This window comes from Bradyrhizobium sp. AZCC 1721, assembly GCF_036924715.1.
Classification (GTDB): domain Bacteria; phylum Pseudomonadota; class Alphaproteobacteria; order Rhizobiales; family Xanthobacteraceae; genus Bradyrhizobium.
The window spans coordinates 1821196-1840820 of record NZ_JAZHSB010000001.1 but is presented as its reverse complement, the minus strand read 5'-3'; the positions used below and the strand labels follow the sequence as shown (position 1 = coordinate 1840820).

15 protein-coding genes are annotated in these 19625 nt (G+C 64.4%); all 15 read right to left on the bottom strand.

The features are described 5' to 3' along the window. Positions 1-83: 83 nt before the first annotated feature. Positions 84-1403, bottom strand: coding sequence for a cell division protein FtsA (gene ftsA, locus V1273_RS08985; RefSeq protein ID WP_334409319.1), 1320 nt, complete (start codon positions 1401-1403; stop codon positions 84-86). Next, a complete protein-coding gene (locus V1273_RS08980; RefSeq protein WP_334383430.1) occupies positions 1400-2389 on the bottom strand; it encodes a cell division protein FtsQ/DivIB in 990 nt (329 codons plus the stop codon). Before V1273_RS08980 ends, ftsA begins: the two co-directional genes overlap by 4 nt. Before the next feature lie 311 nt (positions 2390-2700). Then, entirely contained in the window at positions 2701-3693 is a 993-nt protein-coding gene (locus V1273_RS08970) for a D-alanine--D-alanine ligase family protein (protein WP_334409317.1), read from the bottom strand. Positions 3694-3747: 54 nt separating this feature from the next. Further along, complete coding sequence (murB, locus tag V1273_RS08965) at positions 3748-4668, bottom strand: UDP-N-acetylmuramate dehydrogenase (RefSeq protein WP_334409316.1); 921 nt, start codon at positions 4666-4668, stop codon at positions 3748-3750. Between the two features lie 289 nt (positions 4669-4957). Further along, positions 4958-6361 (bottom strand): UDP-N-acetylmuramate--L-alanine ligase, encoded by a 1404-nt coding sequence (gene murC / locus V1273_RS08960; protein ID WP_334383433.1) that lies wholly within the window; start codon positions 6359-6361, stop codon positions 4958-4960. A gap of 193 nt (positions 6362-6554) precedes the next feature. Beyond that, positions 6555-7655 (bottom strand): undecaprenyldiphospho-muramoylpentapeptide beta-N-acetylglucosaminyltransferase, encoded by a 1101-nt coding sequence (murG, locus tag V1273_RS08955; protein ID WP_334409315.1) that lies wholly within the window; start codon positions 7653-7655, stop codon positions 6555-6557. Positions 7656-7693: 38 nt separating this feature from the next. Then, positions 7694-8845, bottom strand: coding sequence for a putative lipid II flippase FtsW (ftsW, locus tag V1273_RS08950; RefSeq protein WP_334367425.1), 1152 nt, complete (start codon positions 8843-8845; stop codon positions 7694-7696). Positions 8846-9067: 222 nt separating this feature from the next. Then, positions 9068-10516 (bottom strand): DUF5107 domain-containing protein, encoded by a 1449-nt coding sequence (locus V1273_RS08945; protein WP_334409314.1) that lies wholly within the window; start codon positions 10514-10516, stop codon positions 9068-9070. A gap of 117 nt (positions 10517-10633) precedes the next feature. After that, positions 10634-12034: a UDP-N-acetylmuramoyl-L-alanine--D-glutamate ligase gene (gene murD / locus V1273_RS08940; RefSeq protein ID WP_334409312.1), complete on the bottom strand. Its 1401-nt coding sequence runs from the start codon at positions 12032-12034 to the stop codon at positions 10634-10636. A 4-nt stretch (positions 12035-12038) separates the two neighbouring features. After that, positions 12039-13145: a phospho-N-acetylmuramoyl-pentapeptide-transferase gene (gene mraY / locus V1273_RS08935; RefSeq protein ID WP_057847013.1), complete on the bottom strand. Its 1107-nt coding sequence runs from the start codon at positions 13143-13145 to the stop codon at positions 12039-12041. Positions 13146-13328: 183 nt separating this feature from the next. Then, positions 13329-14711 carry a UDP-N-acetylmuramoyl-tripeptide--D-alanyl-D-alanine ligase gene (locus tag V1273_RS08930; RefSeq protein ID WP_334409311.1) on the bottom strand — a complete coding sequence of 461 codons (1383 nt, stop codon included), beginning with the start codon at positions 14709-14711 and terminating at the stop codon, positions 13329-13331. After that, on the bottom strand, positions 14708-16165 hold the full coding sequence (locus V1273_RS08925) for a UDP-N-acetylmuramoyl-L-alanyl-D-glutamate--2,6-diaminopimelate ligase (RefSeq protein ID WP_334409310.1): 1458 nt from the start codon (positions 16163-16165) through the stop codon (positions 14708-14710). Before V1273_RS08925 ends, V1273_RS08930 begins: the two co-directional genes overlap by 4 nt. Before the next feature lie 114 nt (positions 16166-16279). Next, positions 16280-18031, bottom strand: a complete 1752-nt coding sequence (locus V1273_RS08920; RefSeq protein ID WP_334367419.1) for a peptidoglycan D,D-transpeptidase FtsI family protein — start codon at positions 18029-18031, stop codon at positions 16280-16282. Continuing rightward, positions 18028-18420, bottom strand: a complete 393-nt coding sequence (gene ftsL, locus V1273_RS08915; protein ID WP_057847016.1) for a cell division protein FtsL — start codon at positions 18418-18420, stop codon at positions 18028-18030. The genes V1273_RS08920 and ftsL overlap by 4 nt, the downstream gene beginning before the upstream one ends. Positions 18421-18422: 2 nt before the next feature. Then, a complete protein-coding gene (gene rsmH, locus V1273_RS08910; protein WP_334409308.1) occupies positions 18423-19418 on the bottom strand; it encodes a 16S rRNA (cytosine(1402)-N(4))-methyltransferase RsmH in 996 nt (331 codons plus the stop codon). Between the last annotated feature and the right edge of the window lie 207 nt (positions 19419-19625).

The window sequence follows — 19625 nt, the reverse complement described above, 5'->3', positions numbered from 1 at the left end:
CCTCTCTTACGACGCGCGCGTTGGTTCGCCCCGGCCGGCGGCCGCGGGATTTGGTGAAAATCGTTTGGTCACAGGACCGGTCATCAGAAGCCCTCGCGAAGCCATCGTCCGACCTTGCCAAAATAGCCGTCTGTCCCTGTCTTGAGCTGCCGCGTATGCCGCGGTTCGACGTGTTCAAGATGAGCGTATTGCGGATAGACCAGGAGGCCGGTGGGAACCGCGAACGAGGCGCTCTTGGCCTCGTTGGGCAGCCGGCCGAAACCGAGCGGGCGGCCGATCCGGACCGGCCGGTTGAGAATGCGCGTGGCGAGTTCGACGGTGCCGGTAAGCTGAGAAGCCCCGCCGCTCAACACAACCCGCGCCCTCGGCTCTGCCGCAAAGGGGGAATCCGCGAGCCGGTCCCGGACCATTTCAAAAATCTCCTCCGCGCGATGCCGGACAATGTTGGCAATCGTGGCGCGCGAGACGATCCGCGGCGCATCGTGTTCCTCGCCCGCAGTCGGTACAGACATCAGCTCGCGCGCGTCAGACCCGCCGGTCAGCACGGTGCCATATAACGTCTTGATTCGCTCGGCATCCGCAATGCATGCGCCGACGCCGCGTGCAAGATCCATTGTCACGTGCTGCCCGCCGAGCGCAAATCCGCTCGCGTGCACGAAGCGGCCGCCGGAATAGGTCGCAATCGTGGTCGATCCGGCCCCCATTTCGACCACGGCGGCGCCCAGATCGGCCTCGTCGTCGGTCAACACGGACAGGCCTGCGACATAAGGACTCGCCGCCATGGCCTCGACATTGAGGTGGCAGCGCTCGACCACCAGCATCAGGTTGCGGGCGACGGTGGCGTCCGCCGTAACGACTTGCATGTCGACGCCGAACTGCCGCGCAACCATGCCGCGGGGGTCGCGGATGCCCTTGACGCCGTCCAGCGCGTAGCCGACGGGGAGCGCATGCAGCACCGTGCGGCCCTCGCCGGTGGCATGGCGCATGCCGGTGGAGGTCACCCGGGTGACGTCATCAGAGGTGACCGAGCCGCCTCTGATATCGGCGGCCGCCTCGACAAGCTGCCCCTGCAGCCGGCCGCCGGAAACCGACAGCAATATTGATTCAACGCGGACCTTGGCCATGCGCTCGGCCAGCGCCACCGCCTGCCGCACCGCCTGCTCGCATTCGGCGAGATCGACCACGGCGCCCGCCTTGACGCCGCGCGACTGGATCTGGCTGTAGCCGATCAGTTCCACCGCATGGGTACGGCCGCGCAGCGCGTCGCTCGGCGGCGACGGCTTCAGCCGCGCGATCATGCAGGCGATCTTGCTGGTGCCGACATCGAGCGAAGCCACCAGCGCCGTCCGCTTGTGGTCGACGGGACGTGTCTTCGGGGTCTGGTTGCGATCGAGGCCGGTCATGCTGAATCACCGGCCTTCTTCTTGGTCTTCTTGTCCTTGAACAGTTCTTCGCGGGCCTTGGCCGCGTCTTCCGACAATTGCACCGTCAGCCGGTCCGGCAGGCGCATGTCGACTGCGACGATGTCGCGCGAGAACAGCCTGTCCTCCTTGTCGAGCTTGCTCAACATGGCAAGCGCGTTGCCGACGTCGTTCTCCGGCAGGCGAATGTCGAGGCCGTCCTTCAGCCGCAAATTCCAGCGCCGTTCGCCGACCAGGATTGCAGCCTTGGTCACCGAGCGGACCTGCGGATAGCGGTCGAGCAGCGCGAGGAAATCACGGGCCCTGACATCGGCGCCCTTGCCCACCACCAGCGGCAGCGTCACGAAGCGGCGCGACACATAGGGCTCCAGCACAGCGCCGTCCTCGGAGATCACGGACAGCCGGCCGTCCTGCTGCCACAGCGCGAACGCCGTGCGCTCGACGATGTCGATCTGCAACTGGCCGGGATAAAGCTTCAGGATGGTCGCGTCTGATATCCACGGGTTGGCCTTGAGCTTGTCGCGCACGGTGGCCGCGTCGAGAAACAACAGCGAGGAGCGGCCACTGACGCCGCCGATCGCGAGCACCTCGTCCTGGCTCAGTTGCTTGCGGCCGTTGATGACGACGGTTGTGATGCGGAACCCGGCCGAATTGGCCAGCGTGTTACGGGCGTCGCTGAGCGCCGCCGTGAATTCATCGACGTGACCGCCTTTGACGATACCAAGGCCGGCGCTGCCGAGCAGGATCAGAACGGTCAAGGCAATGCCGGTACGGTTCGGCAGATAGCGTTCGACCAGAAGGACCAAGCGATTCGGCGGTTCGCGATCGATCGTGGGCTTCGCCGGGACGCGGGCGCGACGGCCCAGCCGCTCGCGCAGCAGCACGACCGCTCCAATAGCGGCTGCTTTCAGGTCAGCCTGGGGTCCCACCGATCTCACCGACCGCGTGAGGCGTCCTGCACCATCCATTGCACGAGCCTGTCCAAGTGTTGTTCCCGCAAGCTTTTTTTGCGAGCGCTGGCTCAGATGACGTCTCGGCCGTGCCGGACTTAAGTGCTGACCTGAAGTCGGAACAGCGCACCCCGGCAGCCAAGCGCCACATGCGCCGCCAGCGTTAACCTTCGTTCTTCCTGGTAAACAAAGTGTAAAAACGGGGGGCTGGTGATGCGCTTTGACCCTTCTTTTGAGTGGTTTGCCGGACAATTCTTAGGATTTTAGCAACATTTCTCGTGGCGAGGTTAGTTCCGGGTTAACGGGCTGTTAACGGGCCGTCCGGCCGGTCAAGCCCGCTTCCGGCTGCGGCGTTCGGCCAAGGCGATCTGATCCCGCAGGAAATCCGGAAACTCGATCCCCTGGGCCTTGAGCGCCTTCGGGTAGAGCGAGGCCGCAGTCAGCCCCGGCAAGGTATTGGTTTCGAGGTAAACCGGCCCGTTCGCCGAGACGATGAAATCGGTCCGGGAATAGCCGCTGCAGGAGAGCGCTTTGTGCGCCCGCAGCGCCTGATCCTGCAGTTGCGCAGTGATGTCAGGAGAAAAGCGCCCCGGGCAGATCTCCTGAGTCGATTTGAGCAGATACTTGGCCGTGTAGTCGAAGGTGCCCTCCCCCGGGACAATCTCGATCGGCGGCAGCGACATCAACGTACCATCCGACTGCTCCAGCACGCCGCAAGTTGCTTCGACGCCCGCGATGAAGGGCTCGATCAGATATTCTTCGATTCTAGCGGCGTTGCGGACCGCGACCAGGTCCTGCTTGGCGTTGACGAAGATCAGGCCGTAGCTCGAACCGTCTCGCGCCGGCTTTGCGATCAGCCTGCCATGTTCGGCAAACGCAGCTTCAAGGTTTTCCAAGGCGACGCCTGCCGGAGCCGCGACACCGGCAATCGCCGCAAACCGTTTCGCTGCGACCTTGTCAAAAGCGAGGTTCGACGATGCCGAGCCGGATCCGGTGAAGGGAATGCCGCGCATTTCGCACATCGCCTGCAGTTCGCCGTTCTCGGCACGGCCGCCGTGCAGCCCGAGCACCAGCACACGTTCTTCCGCCTTCGCCTTGTCGAGCGCCGCTTCCAGCGCGATCCCGCGATTGCCCGGCTTGAATTCATCCTCGAAGGGACGCGAATGCTCGAGCAGCGCCTTTGAACTGACCTCGTGAACGGTGTCTACCACATGCCAGAACCAGAGATCGGCTTCCGGCAACGCGCGGTGCAGCGCCTGCGCGGTCGCCACCGAAACCAGCCGCTCTTTATTGGTGCCGCCAAAGAGAATGGTCGTTCGCATCAGCCTTTACCTATCCGTCATTCCGGGGCGATGCGAAGCATCGAACCCCGCAATCTATGCGGAAATCCCGATCCGCTTGATTTCCCAGTGCAGCTCGATTCCAGAATTCGCTTTAACCCGCTCGCGCACGGTTTCGCCCAGCGTTTCAATATCATGCCCGGTGGCGTTGCCGGTGTTGATGAGGAAATTGCAGTGCATTTCCGAGACCTGCGCCCCGCCGACGCGAAGCCCGCGGCAGCCGGCGGCGTCGATCAGTTTCCAGGCGCTGTTGCCGGGCGGATTCTTGAAGGTGGAGCCACCGGTCTTTTCGCGAATCGGCTGCGCGGTTTCGCGATGGCTCTGCACCTCGTTCATCCGGGCGCGGATGGTTTCGGCGTCCGTGATCTGCCCGCGAAAGCGCGCGGAGGTGAAAATGACTGAGGGATCGACGCCACTGTTGCGATAGACGAACTTCATGTCGGCATTGGAGAAGACATGCTTCGTGCCGTCGCGGCCGATGCCGGTCGCCTCGACCAGCACGTCCTTGGTCTCGCTTCCATTGGCGCCGGCATTCATCCGCAACGCGCCGCCGATGCTGCCGGGAATGCCGAAGAAGAATTCCATGCCGCCGATCCCGGCCGCCGCCGCCGTTTCTGCCACGCGCTTGTCCAGCGCAGCCGTGCCCGCGCTCACGATATCGCCCTCGGCCCTGGTCTCGCCAAACGCCCGCGGCGACAGCCGGATCACCACGCCCGGCATACCGCCGTCGCGCACGATCAAATTGGAGCCGACGCCGACCACATAGACCGGCAGTTCCTTCGGAAGCAGCTTTAAGAAATACGCGAGATCGTCTTCGTCCGCAGGCGTGAACAACACCTGCGCCGGCCCGCCGACGCGAAACCAGGTCAACTCGGCGAGCGACTGGTTCGCCAACAGCCGGCCGCGCAATTGCGGCATCGCGGCTTTCAGATCGGGCGTGATGTCGGGGAAGGTCATGCCGCGCCAACCGTCTCGCGATGTAGTTTGGGAGTGCAGAGCGTTGCGTTTGACGCCACCGCCCGGGGCTTACCCCTCTCCCCAACCCTCCCCCGCAAGGGGGGAGGGAGCCTGACCAGCGTGCTCACCTCACACGCAGGAAAAGCTACATCGATTGGCTCAGTCAGGGACGCACCAGCGGTAGGGTTCCCTCCCCCCTTGCGGGGGAGGGTTAGGGAGAGGGGTGGCCGCAAACGCCGGCCTTCATGGCTGCACTTCCCTTCGACGTCCACGGCGAGTGCAAGCATCATCACCCCAACGCCTTCAATTCGCCCGGCAGTGCGTAGGCCCATTGCGTGATGTTGCCGGCCCCTAAGCAGACGACGAGGTCGCCGGGGTTGGCGATGCCGCGGACGACTTTTGCGAGTTCCGTCGAACTCGGCAGCGGGACCACTTCACGGTGGCCATGCGCGCGCAGGCCGAGCACAAAGTGGTCGCGGTCGATGCCTTCGATCGGCGCCTCACCTGCCGGATAGACCTCGGCGACGATGACCGCATCGGCGTCGTTGAAGCAGGTGCAGAACTCCTCGAACAGCGACTGCAGGCGGGTGAAGCGGTGTGGCTGCACCACGGCGATGATCTTGCCGCTATAGGAGTCACGCGCAGCCTTCAACACTGCAGCGATCTCGACGGGGTGATGGCCATAGTCGTCGATCACGGTGACGCCGTTCCACTCGCCGGTGCGGGTGAAGCGCCGCTTGACGCCGCCGAATGCCGCGATTGCCTTGCGGATCGCTTCGTCGGAGATGCCGAGTTCGTGCGCCACCGCAATCGCCGCGGTCGCATTCGACGCATTGTGCCGGCCCGGCATCGGCAACGCTATGTCCGTTATCTCGTGCGTGGCCTCCGTCTTGCGGTTGCGGATCGCAACCTTGAACTTCGATCCGCCGGCGATCGGCGTCAGGTCCATCAGCCGCGCATCGGCCTGCGGGTTTTCGCCGTAGGTGATGATGCGGCGATCCTCGATCCGGCCGACGATGCTCTGCACCACCGGGTGATCGATGCACATCACCGCAAAGCCGTAGAACGGCACGTTCTCGACGAAATTGCGGAACGCGTCCTGGATCGCCTCGAAGGTCTTGAAATGATCGAGATGCTCAGGATCGACATTGGTGACGATGGCCACGTCGGTCGGCAGTTTCAAAAACGTGCCGTCGCTCTCGTCGGCTTCCACCACCATCCAGTCGCCCGCTCCCAGCCGCGCATTGGTGCCATAGGCGTTGATGATGCCGCCATTGATGACGGTCGGGTCGAGATTGCCGCCATCGAGCAGCGCCGCGACCATCGATGTCGTCGTGGTCTTGCCATGGGTGCCGGCAATCGCGACGCAGCTTTTCAGCCGCATCAGTTCGGCCAGCATTTCGGCGCGACGCACCACCGGGATGCGCTGCGCGCGAGCCGCCATCAGTTCGGGATTGTCGCGCTTGATCGCGGTCGAGACCACGACCACGTCGGCGCCGTCGACATTCTCGGCCTTGTGGCCGACCGAGACCTTGACGCCCTTCTCCCGCAGCCGCGCGACATTGCCGCTTTCGGAAGCGTCCGAGCCCTGCACGATGTAGCCGAGATTGACGAGCACTTCGGCGATGCCGCTCATGCCGATGCCGCCGATCCCGACGAAGTGAATGGGTCCGATCTCGCGCGGCAGTCTCATGGGTTTGTCCTTGGCCGTCATCGCCCGCCATGTGCGCAATTGCGCACAGGGGTGGGGCGATCCAGTATTCCGCGAAGCCAGTATTCCTAAGAGCCAGTATTCCTAAGAGCCAAGGCTCAAATCAGGCGCCGCGGCATACTGGATGCCCCGCTTTCGCGGGACATGACAAGCGCTTTTTGGGCCATCGAGGACGTCAAATTCCGGCCGTTTTCATGACCAGATCGGCCAGCCGTTCCGCGGCATCGAGCCGGCCGACCTGGCGGGCAGCGGCGGCCATCGCGGCCAGCCGGGCGGGCTCGGCGGCAAAGGCAGAGATTTCGGCGGCCAGCCGGTCGGGGGTGAATTCTCCTTGCGGAATCCGCAAAGCGCCGTCCACCTTCGCCAATACGCCGGCATTGGCGAACTGGTCCTGGTCGATCGCGCCGGGCAATGGCACCAAAATCGCGGGCCGGCCGATCGCGGCGAGTTCCGCCACGGTGCCGGCGCCGGAGCGCGAGACCACCAGATGGCTGGACGCCAGCCGTGCCGGCAGGTCGGTAAAGAACGGCGCAAGTTCGGCCTTGATCTTGAGCCGGTCGTAGATCGCCCGCACCCGCGCCATGTCTTCCTCGCGCGCCTGCTGCGTCAGGGCGATGCGGCTCCACAGCACCGGCTCGAGCCGTTCGATCGCGCCCGGCACGATGTCGCTCATCACCCGCGCGCCCTGGCTGCCGCCGACCACCAGCAAGCGCAGCGGCCCGTTCGGTTCCGGAGACGCAAACGGCTGCGCGGCGGCGGCAAGGATCGCCGGGCGCATCGGCGTGCCGACCGTGGTGGTCTTTCCCGCGAGCGAGGGATCGCGATCGAGCACGCCGGGCAGCGAGGTCGCGATCGCATTGACGCGCCTGGAGAGAAAACGGTTGGCGCGGCCGAGCACGGCGTTGGCATCATGAATGATGCCGGGCACGCCGAGCAGCCGTGCCGCGATCAAGGGCGGCAGCGTCGGATAGCCACCGAAGCCGACCACGGCCGCGGGCTTCAGCCGCCGCACCAGGTTGAGCGCTACGCCCGTTCCATAGCCGAGCATGATAATGGTGCGCGCCAGCGACAACGGATTACGGCCGCGCACGGTCTCGCTCGGCACCACGTCGATATTGTCGCGGGTAAAGAGCCCGCTATAGCGCAACGCGCGGGCATCGGTCGCAAGCCGCACGCGCAAGCCCCGCTTGATGAGCTCAACCCCGAGCGCTTCAGCGGGAAACAAATGGCCGCCGGTGCCGCCGGCAGCCAGCAGAATGAGGGGCGTGTTGTCCATGGCTTCAAATAGCCGACGCCGCGGCGCTAGTCACGCCCTCAGGCGTAGCCGCGCGCCACGCCGGCCGCGTTCATCGATTCCACTTCGGTGCGCGGGCGCTGCCGCGTCAGCGCCAGCATCATGCCGACGCCATAGGCCAGTGAAATGATCGACGAACCGCCATAGGAGATGAAGGGCAGCGTCATGCCCTTGGCGGGGATCAGTTGCAGATTGACCGCCATGTTGATGGCAGCCTGCATGCCGAACAGGATCGCAAGTCCCGATGCCGCAAAGCGCGAGAACATGTCCTCGCTGGCATAGGCGCGCGTCAGCGTGCGGATTACGACAAAGGCGAACAGCCCAACCAGCGCCAGGCACAGGATGATGCCGAATTCTTCCGCCGCCACCGCGAATACGAAATCGGTATGGCTGTCCGGCAGGCTGCGCTTGGCGATACCTTCGCCGGGGCCGAGCCCGAACCAGCCGCCGTTCCAGAAAGCTTCCATTGCCATGTCGACCTGGAAGGTGTCGCCAGATGCCGGATTCAGGAAGCGCCTGATGCGGCCCGCGACGTGCGGAACCAACAGATAGGCGCTGAACAGCCCGGCCATTGCGACGCCAGCTAGGCCGGCCACCCAGATCATCCGCATGCCTGCGATGAAGAACAGCGCGCCCCACACCATCAGGATCAGCATGGTCTGGCCGAAGTCCGGCTCCATCACCAACAGCGACACCAGCGTCAGCAGCAGCACCATCGCCATCGAGGTCGCCGGCATTTCCGGCCGCTTGGTCGATTCCGCAAATAGCCAAGCCGCCATAACGACGAAGGCAGGCTTGGCGGATTCGGAAGCCTGGATGTTGACGCCGAGCAGCGTGATCCAGCGCCGCGATCCCTTCACCTCCGCACCGAAGACGAGCGTCGCGACGATCAAGAGAACGCTCACCACGAACACCAATAGCGCAAGACGGCGGACCTGCCTGGGCGACAGGAACGATACCCCAATCAGCACCAGGAGGGACGGCAGCAGGAACAGCATGTGCCGGCTGAAGAAGTGGAACGGATCAAGCCCGATCCGCGTCGCCACCGGCGGACTCGCCGCCAGCGACAGGATGACGCCGCCCAACATCAGCGCCAAGATCGCGCCAAGCAGCAGCTTATCCACGGTCCACCACCAGTCCGAAAACGGGGTGCGTTGGTCACGGGCGAGCATGGGCGTCCCCAAAATGGCAGAGGTAACGCCCATTGGTGGCGCAGGATGGTTTATGGGGGGTTAATGAATTGCAGATGATTTGAGCGGGATCTCGTGCCCCGGATGCAGCGCAGCGCGAAGCGGTGCGCTGCCAGGCCGGGGCCAAGCGTTGTGGGTCCCGGCTCTGCGTAGCGGCATTACATGCCGCAACGCGTCCGGGACACGATTGCGGCCGGCAAGGTTTCACCTTGTCCTCGTCTCGGCGGCGATCAGTTCTCGCCCGTCTGTGGTCGTGATCGTCAGCCGCACCTGATCGCCGCTGCCGCCTGCAGGAAGCGGCGCGGAAATGCGATTTCCGTTGTTCGGGTCGGCTGTCACGGCGTCGTTGAACAACATCGCATCGCCGCGCTTCAACGTTATGCGCAACGGCGTGGCCGGCTCGATGCTAAAGAACTGAAGATTCACTTCAGAAGCCGCGGCCGAGAAATTGATCAGGAAATTCTCGTTCGCGTGTGTGACGTTGCTCATGCCGACGATCGGGCTGTAGGTCTCCGTAACAGACATTTCGCCCTGCGCGGGAAGCTTGGCGCGGTGGAAAAACTGGTCCGACACACCGGCCCACAATTCGACGTAAGGCCGCGCTTCGCTCGGGTCCTTGCGCGCGTCGGCTTCCTTCGTGAACGACGGAAATCCCCACGTCCACATCTTCAGTCCCCGCGTGACCGTATTGTCGGCGATGCGGATGATCCCCTCCTCGTTGTCGTGATTGATCACACCCCAGAAATTTCCGCCCTGCATATCGGGCGCCGCGTACGCGATGCCCATTGTCGGCCAGTTCTTGAAGTAGCGCAGTTTTTCGAAACGGCTCTTGCCTGGACCAAAGCTCTCATCACCTTCAGACAGATTGGCCGACCAGGCAGGCGTGCTGTAGGCCTGGATCGGCGCGATGATTTCTGCGCCGCCGGTCGTCTTGGGGTTCTTCGGGTCCGAGCCCGGCGCGAGTGTCGTGCACGTCCAGTACTCGTAATCAATCTCCTGGGGTTGAGGGTTTTTCAGCACCACGCGCGCGTCAAGCGCGGCGCGGTCCGCTTTCAGCGTGACGTAGTAAGTCGCTTCGATACCCGTCGGCCCCTTGAGGAACTGCGTTGGTGCCGCCGAATACGCGACATCATCCTTGAGCGACATCGACACCGTCACTTCGCCGGCACTCTCCTTCACGACCTTGAACTGCCACGGCTTCAGCCAAGTCTTGCCGTGCTCGGGATCGGGAAATGTGGGGAAGATGCCGCCATACACCATCAGCCAGTCGTAATAGAAGTTGCCGGCCTTCATCCCGTAAGGCACGCCTACTTCGGTGCGATAAAGTTGTTCATGGCCGGTCGGCTTGTAGATGATCGAAAGAATCCGTCCGCCAAATTCAGGCAACAGCGTTACCTTCAGATAACGATTCTCGAGCACGTAGGTCTTGAACGTGCGATCGACGATGGTTTTCTTGTCGAGCGACCCGCTGACGAACCCATTCTCCGCTGAGGTCGCGTACTTGACCGTGCTCCACGTAATCGACGACTCGCTTAAAGACACTGCGTCGGAACCCGGCGAATCCGCATCTACGACCTCAAGAGACGCTAGAGTCGCCGCGAGCACCACAAACGCGAAACGAATATGGTTGCGTGAGGGAGCATGAATTGCCATTTGCGACGCCCTCGAAATAAGCAGGATGTAGGATGGGTAGAGCGAAGCGAAACCCATCAATCCAGTGCCGCAGCGATGGGTTTCGCTACACTCTACCCATCCTACGGATCCGCATTATCACACCACCGGCTGCACGCCAGGCATCGCCGTCACCAGATCGCGAAACTTGGCGCCGCGGATTTCGAAATTGCGGTACTGGTCGAACGAGGCGCAGGCCGGTGACAACAGCACCACGGGATCGACGAGCCCGGACGCTTCGGCGTCGCGTGCGGCGTTGGCCACTGCCACATCGAGCGTCTCCGAAATCTCGTGCGGCACCCGCTCGCCCAGCGTGCCCGCAAACTCCTGCGCGGCTTCGCCGATCAGATAGGCTTTTCGGATGCGCGGAAAGTATTCGGCGAGCCCCGTGATGCCGCCCTGCTTGGGCTTGCCGCCGGCGATCCAGAAGATGTCGGTGAACGACGACAGCGCATGCGCGGCGGCGTCGGCATTGGTGCCCTTGGAGTCGTTGACGAACAGCACGTTGCCGCGGCGGCCCACCTGCTCCATGCGGTGCGCCAGCCCTGGAAAGCTGCGCAGGCCGTTTTGCAGCGTATCGGTGGAGATACCCATCGCCAGCGCGCAGGCCGAGGCGCATGCTGCGTTCTGCGCGTTGTGCAGGCCGCGCAGCGAACCGATGCCGCCAAGCCTTGCAACCTCGTTGCGCGCGCCGCCGGATGCCTGCACGACGGTTTCGCGCTCGACATAGACGCCGTCGGGCAAGGGATTCTTCACGGAGATCCGCACCACGCGCTTGCCCGCCTGATCGAGTCGATCGGCGATGTTGCGGCACCAGATGTCGTCGACGCCGACGATCGAGGTGCCCTGCGGCTGCACGCCGGCAACCAGCCGCGCCTTCACCGCGGCATAGTTTTCCAGCGTGCCGTGGCGATCGATATGGTCTTCGCTGACATTGAGCAGAATGCCGACGGAGGGATCGAGCGAGGGCGCGAGGTCGATCTGGTACGACGACATTTCCACCACATGCACGCGTCCCATCCGCGGCGGCTCCAGCGAGAGGATCGCGGTGCCGATATTGCCGCCCATCTGGGTATCGTAGCCCGCAACCTTCATCAAATGCGCGATCAGCGCCGTCGTGGTGGACTTGCCATTGGTGCCGGTGATGGCGACGAAGGGCGCCTCGGGCGCGTGACGGCGGCGCTCCCTGCAGAACAGTTCGATGTCGCCGATCACCTCAATGCCAGCCTGCCGCGCCATCAGCACGGACCAATGCGGCGCCGGATGCGTCAGCGGCGCGCCGGGGGTGAGGACCAGGGCCGAGAAATTCGACCACGATACGGTGCGCAGATCGGCCGTGGTGAAACCGGCCTGCGCCGCCTTGGCGACATTGTCGGCGCTGTCATCGCCCGCAATCACTTCCGCGCCGCCGGCCTTCAGCGCGTGGCAGCTCGCCAGGCCCGAACCGCCGAGGCCGAACACGGCGACCGTTTTGCCGGCAAAGGATGTGATGGGAATCAAGCGATCACCGCAGCTTCAGCGTGGAGAGGCCGGCCAGCGCCAGCATCACCGAGATGATCCAGAACCGGATCACGATCTGCGGTTCGGTCCAGCCCTTCTGCTCGAAATGGTGATGCAGCGGCGCCATCCGGAACACGCGTTTTCCGGTCAGCTTGAACGAGGCCACCTGCACGATCACGGAAACGGCTTCCAGCACGAACAAGCCACCGATCACGGCGAGCACGATCTCGTGCTTCACCGCGACCGCAGTGGCGCCGAGCATGCCACCGAGCGCGAGCGAGCCGGTATCGCCCATGAAGATCGAGGCCGGCGGTGCGTTGAACCAGAGGAAGCCGAGGCCGGCGCCAAGCACCGCGCCGCACAGCACCGCGAGCTCACCGGTGCCGGCGACGTAGCGGATCTGCAGATAGTCGGAGAACACCGCGTTGCCGGTCAGATACGAGATCATACCGAAACTGGCGGCGGCGATCATGACGGGCACGATCGCAAGCCCGTCGAGACCGTCGGTCAGGTTCACCGCGTTGCCGGCGCCGACGATGACGAAGGCGCCGAAGATCACGAAGAACCAGCCGAAATTGATCACGACGTCCTTCAGGAAGGGTACTGCGAGCGAGGTCGACGTCGCATCGCGGCCGAGCCGCACCAGCGCGTAGCAGGCCGCGAGCGCAATCACCGCTTCGATCAAAAGCCGCAGCTTGCCGGCAAAGCCGCTGTGGCTCTGTTTGGTCACCTTCAGATAGTCGTCGTAAAACCCGACGAAGCCGAAGCCGAGCGTCACCGCGAGCACGATCCAGACATAGGGGTTGAGCGGATTGGCCCACAGCAGCGTCGCCACCACGAGGCCCGACAGGATCATCAGCCCGCCCATCGTCGGCGTGCCCTTCTTGGAGATCAGATGCGATTGCGGGCCATCGGTGCGGATCGGTTGGCCCTTGCCCTGCCGGAGCCGCAAATGATCGATGATCCAGGGCCCGAACAGGAACACGAACAGCGCGCCCGTCACCATCGCCCCGCCGGTGCGGAAGGTGATGTAGCGAAACACGTTGAAGAAGCCGCGGAAGATGCCAAAACCGGGGACAGTATTGGAAAGCTCGATCAGCCAGTAAAACATTCAGGTAGGCCCTATCACGCGGCTTGGTTGCGCCGCCTTTGGCGGCAAGCGCTCCGGGAACGCGTTCGTTCCGGGAACGCCTTGATAATCGTTTTCATCCTCAAACCAAGCAAATCTTGGTCATGCATGGGGTATTGACGAATCGCCTCTCGCGGAAGCAACGGGCCGCCGGGTGCGACCAGCTTACGCCTTTGCCTGCAAGGCGGCCAGCAGCCTGGGCACAAACTCGTTCACCCAGAACATTTTTTTGCTGCCCTTGACCACCACCACGTCGCCGTCCCGCAGCAATGCGGCGATTTGTTGGGGATCGAGCGTCGTCGGGTCTTCGTGCCAGCCGAGCGTCCGTCCTGCCGGTACGAGGTCGTATAGATGGCGCATCAACGGACCGACGCAGTAGATGCCGTCGATTCCCGTCAGGTCTTTCGCGAGTTTCTCGTGATAGGCCGGCGCGTCGGCGCCCAATTCCAGCATGTCGCCGAGAATGGCAATACGCCGGCCTGATTTCACCGGCCGCGCCCTCAGGCTGCCGAGCGCGGCCACCATGCTGGCCGGGTTGCCGTTGAAACTGTCGTCGATCACGGTCACGCCGTGGGCCGTCTGCTCCACGCCACGGCCGGTCATGATGCCGACATCGCCGAGTTCCTTCGCCAGCGCCGCCGGATTGAGCCCCGCGGCATGGATCGACGCCAGCGCGGCCAACGCGTTCTGCAGACGATGCGGCGCACCGGGCGTCAGGCCGAATTCGATCCGGCTGCCGTTCACCTGCGCGGCGACATTCCAGCTCTCGCCTTCCGGCGTATGCCTCAATGCGTGAATATCCGAACCTTCGCCGAAGCGAACGACCTTGCCGTTCCATTCCGGCGCCACGACATCGTCAGGCAACACCAGCACGCCATCTTTCGGCAGGCCCTGCGCGATGCTCACCTTCTCGCGCCGGATCGCCTCCAGGCTGCCGAGCTTTTCCAGATGCACGGGCTGCACGTTCACCACCAGCGCGACCGTTGGTTTTGTCAGCTCGCTCAACCGCGCGATCTCGCCGGTCTGGTTCATGCCCATCTCGACCACCCACACGCTCGCTCGCGGGCTGGCATTGCACAGCGTCAGCGGCACGCCCCAAAAATTGTTGAAACTGCTCGGGCTGGCATAGGCATTCGGATAGGCGGCGAGGAATTCCTTGGTGCTGGTCTTGCCCGCGCTGCCGGTGAGCCCGATCACCGGGCCGGCAAAGTGCGCCCGCGCGGCGCGCGCCAGCGCCCACAGGCCATCGATCAGCGTATCCTTGACGATCAATTGCGGAACGCGGACGCCGTCGATGGCGTGCGGGACGATCATCGCCACCGCGCCGGCCGCCTCGGCCTTGTCGGCGAATTCCCAGCCGTCGCGTGCGCTGGCAAAACTGGAGATGAAGCCGCCGCTCGGGATGCCGCTCAACGCCACGAACAGGCTTCCGGGCTTCACCAGCCGGCTGTCCTGCGTGACGAAATCAATCGGCGTGTCGGGGTACTCGCCTGACAGCCCCAGCGCGCGCGCAACCTCGGCAATCGTCCACAATGGCGTCGCGCTCATTCCACCCTCGCTGCGAGCGCGGCCGCCACCGCCTCGTGATCGCTGAACGGCAAAACCTTGTCGCCGACGATCTGGCCGGTCTCGTGCCCCTTGCCAGCGATCAGCAATGCGTCGCCAGGCTGTAGCGCCGCGATCCCTGCCCGGATCGCTTCCGCGCGATCGCCGATATCTGTTGCGCCCTTCGCCGCCGCCAGAATGGCGGCGCGGATTGCAGCCGGATTTTCGCTACGCGGATTGTCGTCGGTAACGATGACCTGGTCGGCGTTATCGGCCGCGATCGCGCCCATGATGGGACGCTTGCCGGCGTCGCGGTCGCCGCCTGCGCCGAAGATGACGACGAGCTTGCGTTTCGCGTAAGGCCGCAGCGCCTGCAGCGCCTTGGCCAGCGCATCCGGCTTGTGCGCGTAATCGACGAAGATCGGCGCGCCATTGTGCTCGCCGACCCGCTCCAGCCGGCCCTTGGCGCCTTCGAGATGCTCGAGCGCCTCGAACACCGCGGCCGGCTCGCTGCCGGTGCCGATCGCGAGTCCTGCGGCGACCAGTGCATTCTCGATCTGGAATTCGCCAACCAGCGGCAGCTTGACGGTGTAGTTGCGCCCGCGGTGTTCGAGCGCGAGATCTTGCGCGAATCCTTCGACGGTGACGCCAACGAGGCGGATGCCTTCGCCCGCGCCATCTGCGTTGCCGCCGACGGCGATGATCCGCAAGCGCCGCGCCTGCGCCGCCTCGATCACTTGCTGCGAACAATCATGATCGGCCGAAATCGCGGCCGCGCCATCGGGCGCGATGAGATCGCGGAACAGTCGCAGCTTGGCCGCAAGGTAGTGCGCCTCATCCGGATGGTAATCCATGTGATCGCGCGAAAGATTGGTGAAGCCGCCGGCGACGATGCGCACGCCATCGAGCCGGAACTGGTCGAGCCCGTGCGAGGAGGCTTCGAAAGCCAGATGCGTCACGCCGTCGCCCGCAATCTCGTCAAGTTGCCTGTGCAGCGCAATCGGGTCCGGCGTCGTCAGCGAGCCGTAAACCGTGCGCTTTTGCGACACCAGACCGATGGTACCGATGCTGGCGGAGGCGTGCCCGAGCCGTTCCCAGATCTGGCGCGTGAACGCCGCGACCGAGGTCTTGCCGCTGGTCCCGGTCACCGCCGCGATGGTCGCGGGCTGACGCGGATAAAATCTCGCCGCCGCCAGCGCCAGCGCGCGGCGCGGGTTCGGCGTGACGACGAAGGGAACGCGGGCGTCCGAAGAGACACGCTCGCCGGCAATCGCAACTGCGCCCGCCTTGACCGCGGAATAAATGAAGCGCGAGCCGTCGGTTTTGGTCCCCGCGAGCGCGAAGAACAGATCACCGGGCTTCACCGCGCGGCTGTCGACGCTAAGGCCTTTCACATCGACAGCTTCCGCCTGCGGCTCGATCGCAGCGTCATCGCTGAAGAGGTCGCGAAGTTTCATCTTGTTCCAGTCCGGCCCGGCGCAGTTTGGCGCGCGTGGATCAGGATCCGATTTGGATCATGATCTATCTCTATTTTGGGAGCATGATCTTGTCGATCATGCTCCTCCTACGCCTTACTGGGTTGTCTTCGATGCTGCAAGAATAAGGCGGTCGGACGGCGGCAGATCGAAGCGCGGCTCAACACCCAGCAGCGGGCCGATGCGGGCAATCACCTTGCCGCCGGTCGGCACCGCGTTCCAGCCCGAGGTGATGAAGCCATGGGTTTCCGGCAGCGCCTTCGGCTCGTCCAGCATGACCAGCAACTGATACTGCGGATTGTCAGCCGGGATGATCGCGGTGAAGGAATTGAGCACCTGTTTCTTGGAATAGCGGCCATTGACCACCTTTTCCGAGGTGCCGGTCTTGCCGCCGATATAGTAGCCCTTCACGTCGGCCTTCTTGGCGGTTCCGATCTCGGCGTTCAGCCGCATCAGGTAGCGCATCTTCTCGGAGGTTTCGGTTCGGAGCACCTTCTTGGCGATGGCCCGCGCCTCCTCTTCCGACCGCTTGAGGAAGGTCGGGGGAATCAAAAGACCGCCATTGATGCAGGCATTGATGCCCATCACCGCCTGCAGCGGCGCCACCGCGATGCCATGGCCGAACGAAGCCGTGATGGTGTTGAGCTCGGTCCAGCGCTTCGGCACGATTGGCGAAGCGCTTTCCGGCAGCTCGGTGCGCAGCCGGTCCATCTGGCCGAGCTTTTTCAGGAATGCCTTGTGGGCTTCCACGCCTTGCGCCAGCGCGATCTTGGCCGCGCCGACGTTGGAGGAGAAGGTGAATACTTCCGACAGCGTGATCGCGCGGCCGACCGGATGGGTGTCGTGAATGGTGAACTTGCCGAACTTCAGCGTGCCGCGCCCGTCATAGAGCGTGTTGAGGTTGGCCTTGCCGGAATCCAGCGCCATCGCCAGCGTCAGCGCCTTGAAGGTCGAGCCCATTTCGAACACGCCCGTGGTCAGGCGGTTGATGCGCTCGGGGTCGTGCGCCTCTTTCGGATTGTTCGGATCGAAATCCGGCAGCGACACCAGGGCGACGATCTCGCCGGTCCTGACATTGGAGACGAGGCCGGAAGCTGCCTTGGCCTTGTACTTCTCTTTCGCCTTCAGCAATTCGTCGCGCAGCGCGTGCTCGACGCGCAGGTCGATCGACAGTTCCACCGGCTTTTGCAGCCGATCGGTGGCGAAGCCGGCGCGGTGCAGATCGGCCAGACCGTTATTGTCCAGCCACTTCTCCATCCCGGCGATGCCCGCGTTGTCGATGTTGACAAGGCCGATCAGATGCGCGACCGCGGCGCCGGTCGGATAGACGCGCTTGTTCTCGCGCAGGAAGCCGATGCCGGGAATGCCGAGCTTGTGAATGTCGTGCTGCTGTTTTGGCGTGATCTCGCGCTTCAGCCACACAAATCCCTTGCGCGACGACAGGCGCGTGCGCGCCTCCGCGGTGTCGAGGTCCGGCAGCGCCGCGGTCAAGAGTTCGATCGCCTCATCCTTGTCGATGATGCGCCTGGGCTCGCCGAACAGGCTCGGCGCCTTGACGTCGGTCGCCAGCACCTCGCCGTTACGATCGACGATGTCGGGCCGCGCGGTTGCAATCGCGTCCTGCGAGGCGGCGCGGCGGCCGCCGTGGCTGTCGGCGCCGACGGCGAACATCACCAGACGTCCGGCCAGCACCGCATAGATTGCCGCAAACAGCAGGATCGCAAGGCCCACCCGCGCCCGCGCCTTGACGGCGCGGTCGACGTTGCGCCCATAGAGCAGGCTGCGGATCAGCCGCCGCCGCCACGGTTCCGCGGGCCTCCTGGAGTTGGCAAGCGCGCGGCCGGTCATTGCTGATCTCCCGGTGCGGGCACGGAGCCGGTTGTGGGCGGCGCCTCGGCGGCAGCCTCGATGGTGTTGATCATCGCGCCGATCGGATCGGGCGCACCCGGCCGCGCAAAGGCCGGTGGTCGTTCCGGCAAATTCTTCAGTTGGTCATACTGTGTGGCGACCAGCGGCTTCAGGCTGAGATGGCGCTCGGCAAGCCCCTGCAGCCGCAGCGGCGCATCGAGCTTGGCCCATTCCGCGCGCAACGCCGCAATCGCATCGCGCTGCTCGCGTATCTCGGCGTTCAGCCGCAGCACACGCTCGACGCGCGCGGTCGATTCCATCTTGATCCGGTAGACATAGGCGGCTGCGAACACCAGCACGCCGATGACGAGAAAGTGGATGATCCGCATGATCAGCCTCCCCTCATCACGTCGGCCAGCGTAGGCCACGCCGGCAGGCGGCCTGCTGCATGCGCCGGCGCCGCGGTGCGCTCGGTAGCGCGCAGTTTTGCCGAACGCGCGCGCGGATTGGCGGCAAGCTCGGCTTCACCGGGGGTAACCGGACGCTTCGTCAGAATCTGAAAACTCGGCGCCGCCTGCGCCACTTCGGGCAAATGCCGCGAACCGCCGCCGGCCTTGCCGCGCGCGTTGAGGAAATCCTTGACGATGCGGTCTTCCAGCGAATGGAACGAGACGACCACCAAGCGCCCGCCGGGCTTCAATACGCGCTCCGCCGCTGCCAGCGCGAGATGCAGTTCGTCGAGTTCGGCGTTGACGAAGATCCGCAAGGCCTGGAACGTGCGCGTCGCCGGGTGAATCTCGTTCGGCTTTGAGCGCACCACCTTGCCGACGATATCGGCCAGTTGTTGGGTGGTCGTAATCGGCGCCTCTTTCCGCGCCGCCACGATGGCGCGCGCGACGGCGCGGGAATGGCGCTCTTCGCCGAAGATATAGATGATGTTGGCGAGATCGCTCTCGGAGGCCTTCGCCACCACATCGGCCGCCGTCGGCCCGTCGTGACCCATCCGCATGTCGAGCGGGCCGCCGAGCCGGAACGAGAAGCCGCGCTCGGCCTGATCGAGTTGCATCGAGGAAACGCCGACGTCCATCACGACGCCGTCCACCGCAGGCACACCTTGCGCCGCGCAGATTTCGGCAAGGTTGGAGAATCGATCCTCGACCAGGGTCAGCCGGCCGCCGGACTGCTCGACCAAGTCGAACCCGCCGGCAACCGCCGACCGGTCGCGGTCGATGCCGATGACCTGTGTTCCCGGGGTGTCGAGAATGGCGCGGCTGTAGCCGCCGGCGCCGAAGGTCGCGTCGACATAGATGCCGCCGTCCCTGGGACCGAGCATCTCGACCGCCTCGCGGCCGAGCACCGAGATGTGACGCGGCGCAGCCGGGGTCATGCGCCGTCCTCTGGCGTTTTCCAGTCTGTGGTACGAAAACTGGACGCGAACGGGCCCATTGCGCCTCAAATCTCTGCGCTTCGCCGGGCTTTTCCGGCCAAATGGCCGCGAACAGGCGGGATTGCCGCCTCTCGCCCGGCCCCGCGACCCCTCATTTCCAGACGGAATTTGCTGGGTTGCCATGGCATTTTCGAGCGTGAAAGAGGG

Excerpts from the sequence above, each read along its gene's own strand:
- murG (WP_334409315.1), bottom strand. The coding sequence starts at position 7,655 with ATGGACAACACGCCCCTCATTCTGCTGGCTGCCGGCGGCACCGGCGGC.
- ftsA (WP_334409319.1), bottom strand. The coding sequence starts at position 1,403 with ATGACCGGCCTCGATCGCAACCAGACCCCGAAGACACGTCCCGTCGAC.
- V1273_RS08970 (WP_334409317.1), bottom strand. The coding sequence starts at position 3,693 with ATGCGAACGACCATTCTCTTTGGCGGCACCAATAAAGAGCGGCTGGTT.
- V1273_RS08930 (WP_334409311.1), bottom strand. The coding sequence starts at position 14,711 with ATGAGCGCGACGCCATTGTGGACGATTGCCGAGGTTGCGCGCGCGCTG.
- V1273_RS08925 (WP_334409310.1), bottom strand. The coding sequence starts at position 16,165 with ATGAAACTTCGCGACCTCTTCAGCGATGACGCTGCGATCGAGCCGCAG.
- murC (WP_334383433.1), bottom strand. The coding sequence starts at position 6,361 with ATGAGACTGCCGCGCGAGATCGGACCCATTCACTTCGTCGGGATCGGC.
- V1273_RS08945 (WP_334409314.1), bottom strand. The coding sequence starts at position 10,516 with ATGGCAATTCATGCTCCCTCACGCAACCATATTCGTTTCGCGTTTGTG.
- ftsW (WP_334367425.1), bottom strand. The coding sequence starts at position 8,845 with ATGCTCGCCCGTGACCAACGCACCCCGTTTTCGGACTGGTGGTGGACC.
- ftsL (WP_057847016.1), bottom strand. The coding sequence starts at position 18,420 with ATGCGGATCATCCACTTTCTCGTCATCGGCGTGCTGGTGTTCGCAGCC.
- mraY (WP_057847013.1), bottom strand. The coding sequence starts at position 13,145 with ATGTTTTACTGGCTGATCGAGCTTTCCAATACTGTCCCCGGTTTTGGC.
- V1273_RS08920 (WP_334367419.1), bottom strand. The coding sequence starts at position 18,031 with ATGACCGGCCGCGCGCTTGCCAACTCCAGGAGGCCCGCGGAACCGTGG.
- murB (WP_334409316.1), bottom strand. The coding sequence starts at position 4,668 with ATGACCTTCCCCGACATCACGCCCGATCTGAAAGCCGCGATGCCGCAA.
- V1273_RS08980 (WP_334383430.1), bottom strand. The coding sequence starts at position 2,389 with ATGGATGGTGCAGGACGCCTCACGCGGTCGGTGAGATCGGTGGGACCC.
- rsmH (WP_334409308.1), bottom strand. The coding sequence starts at position 19,418 with ATGACCCCGGCTGCGCCGCGTCACATCTCGGTGCTCGGCCGCGAGGCG.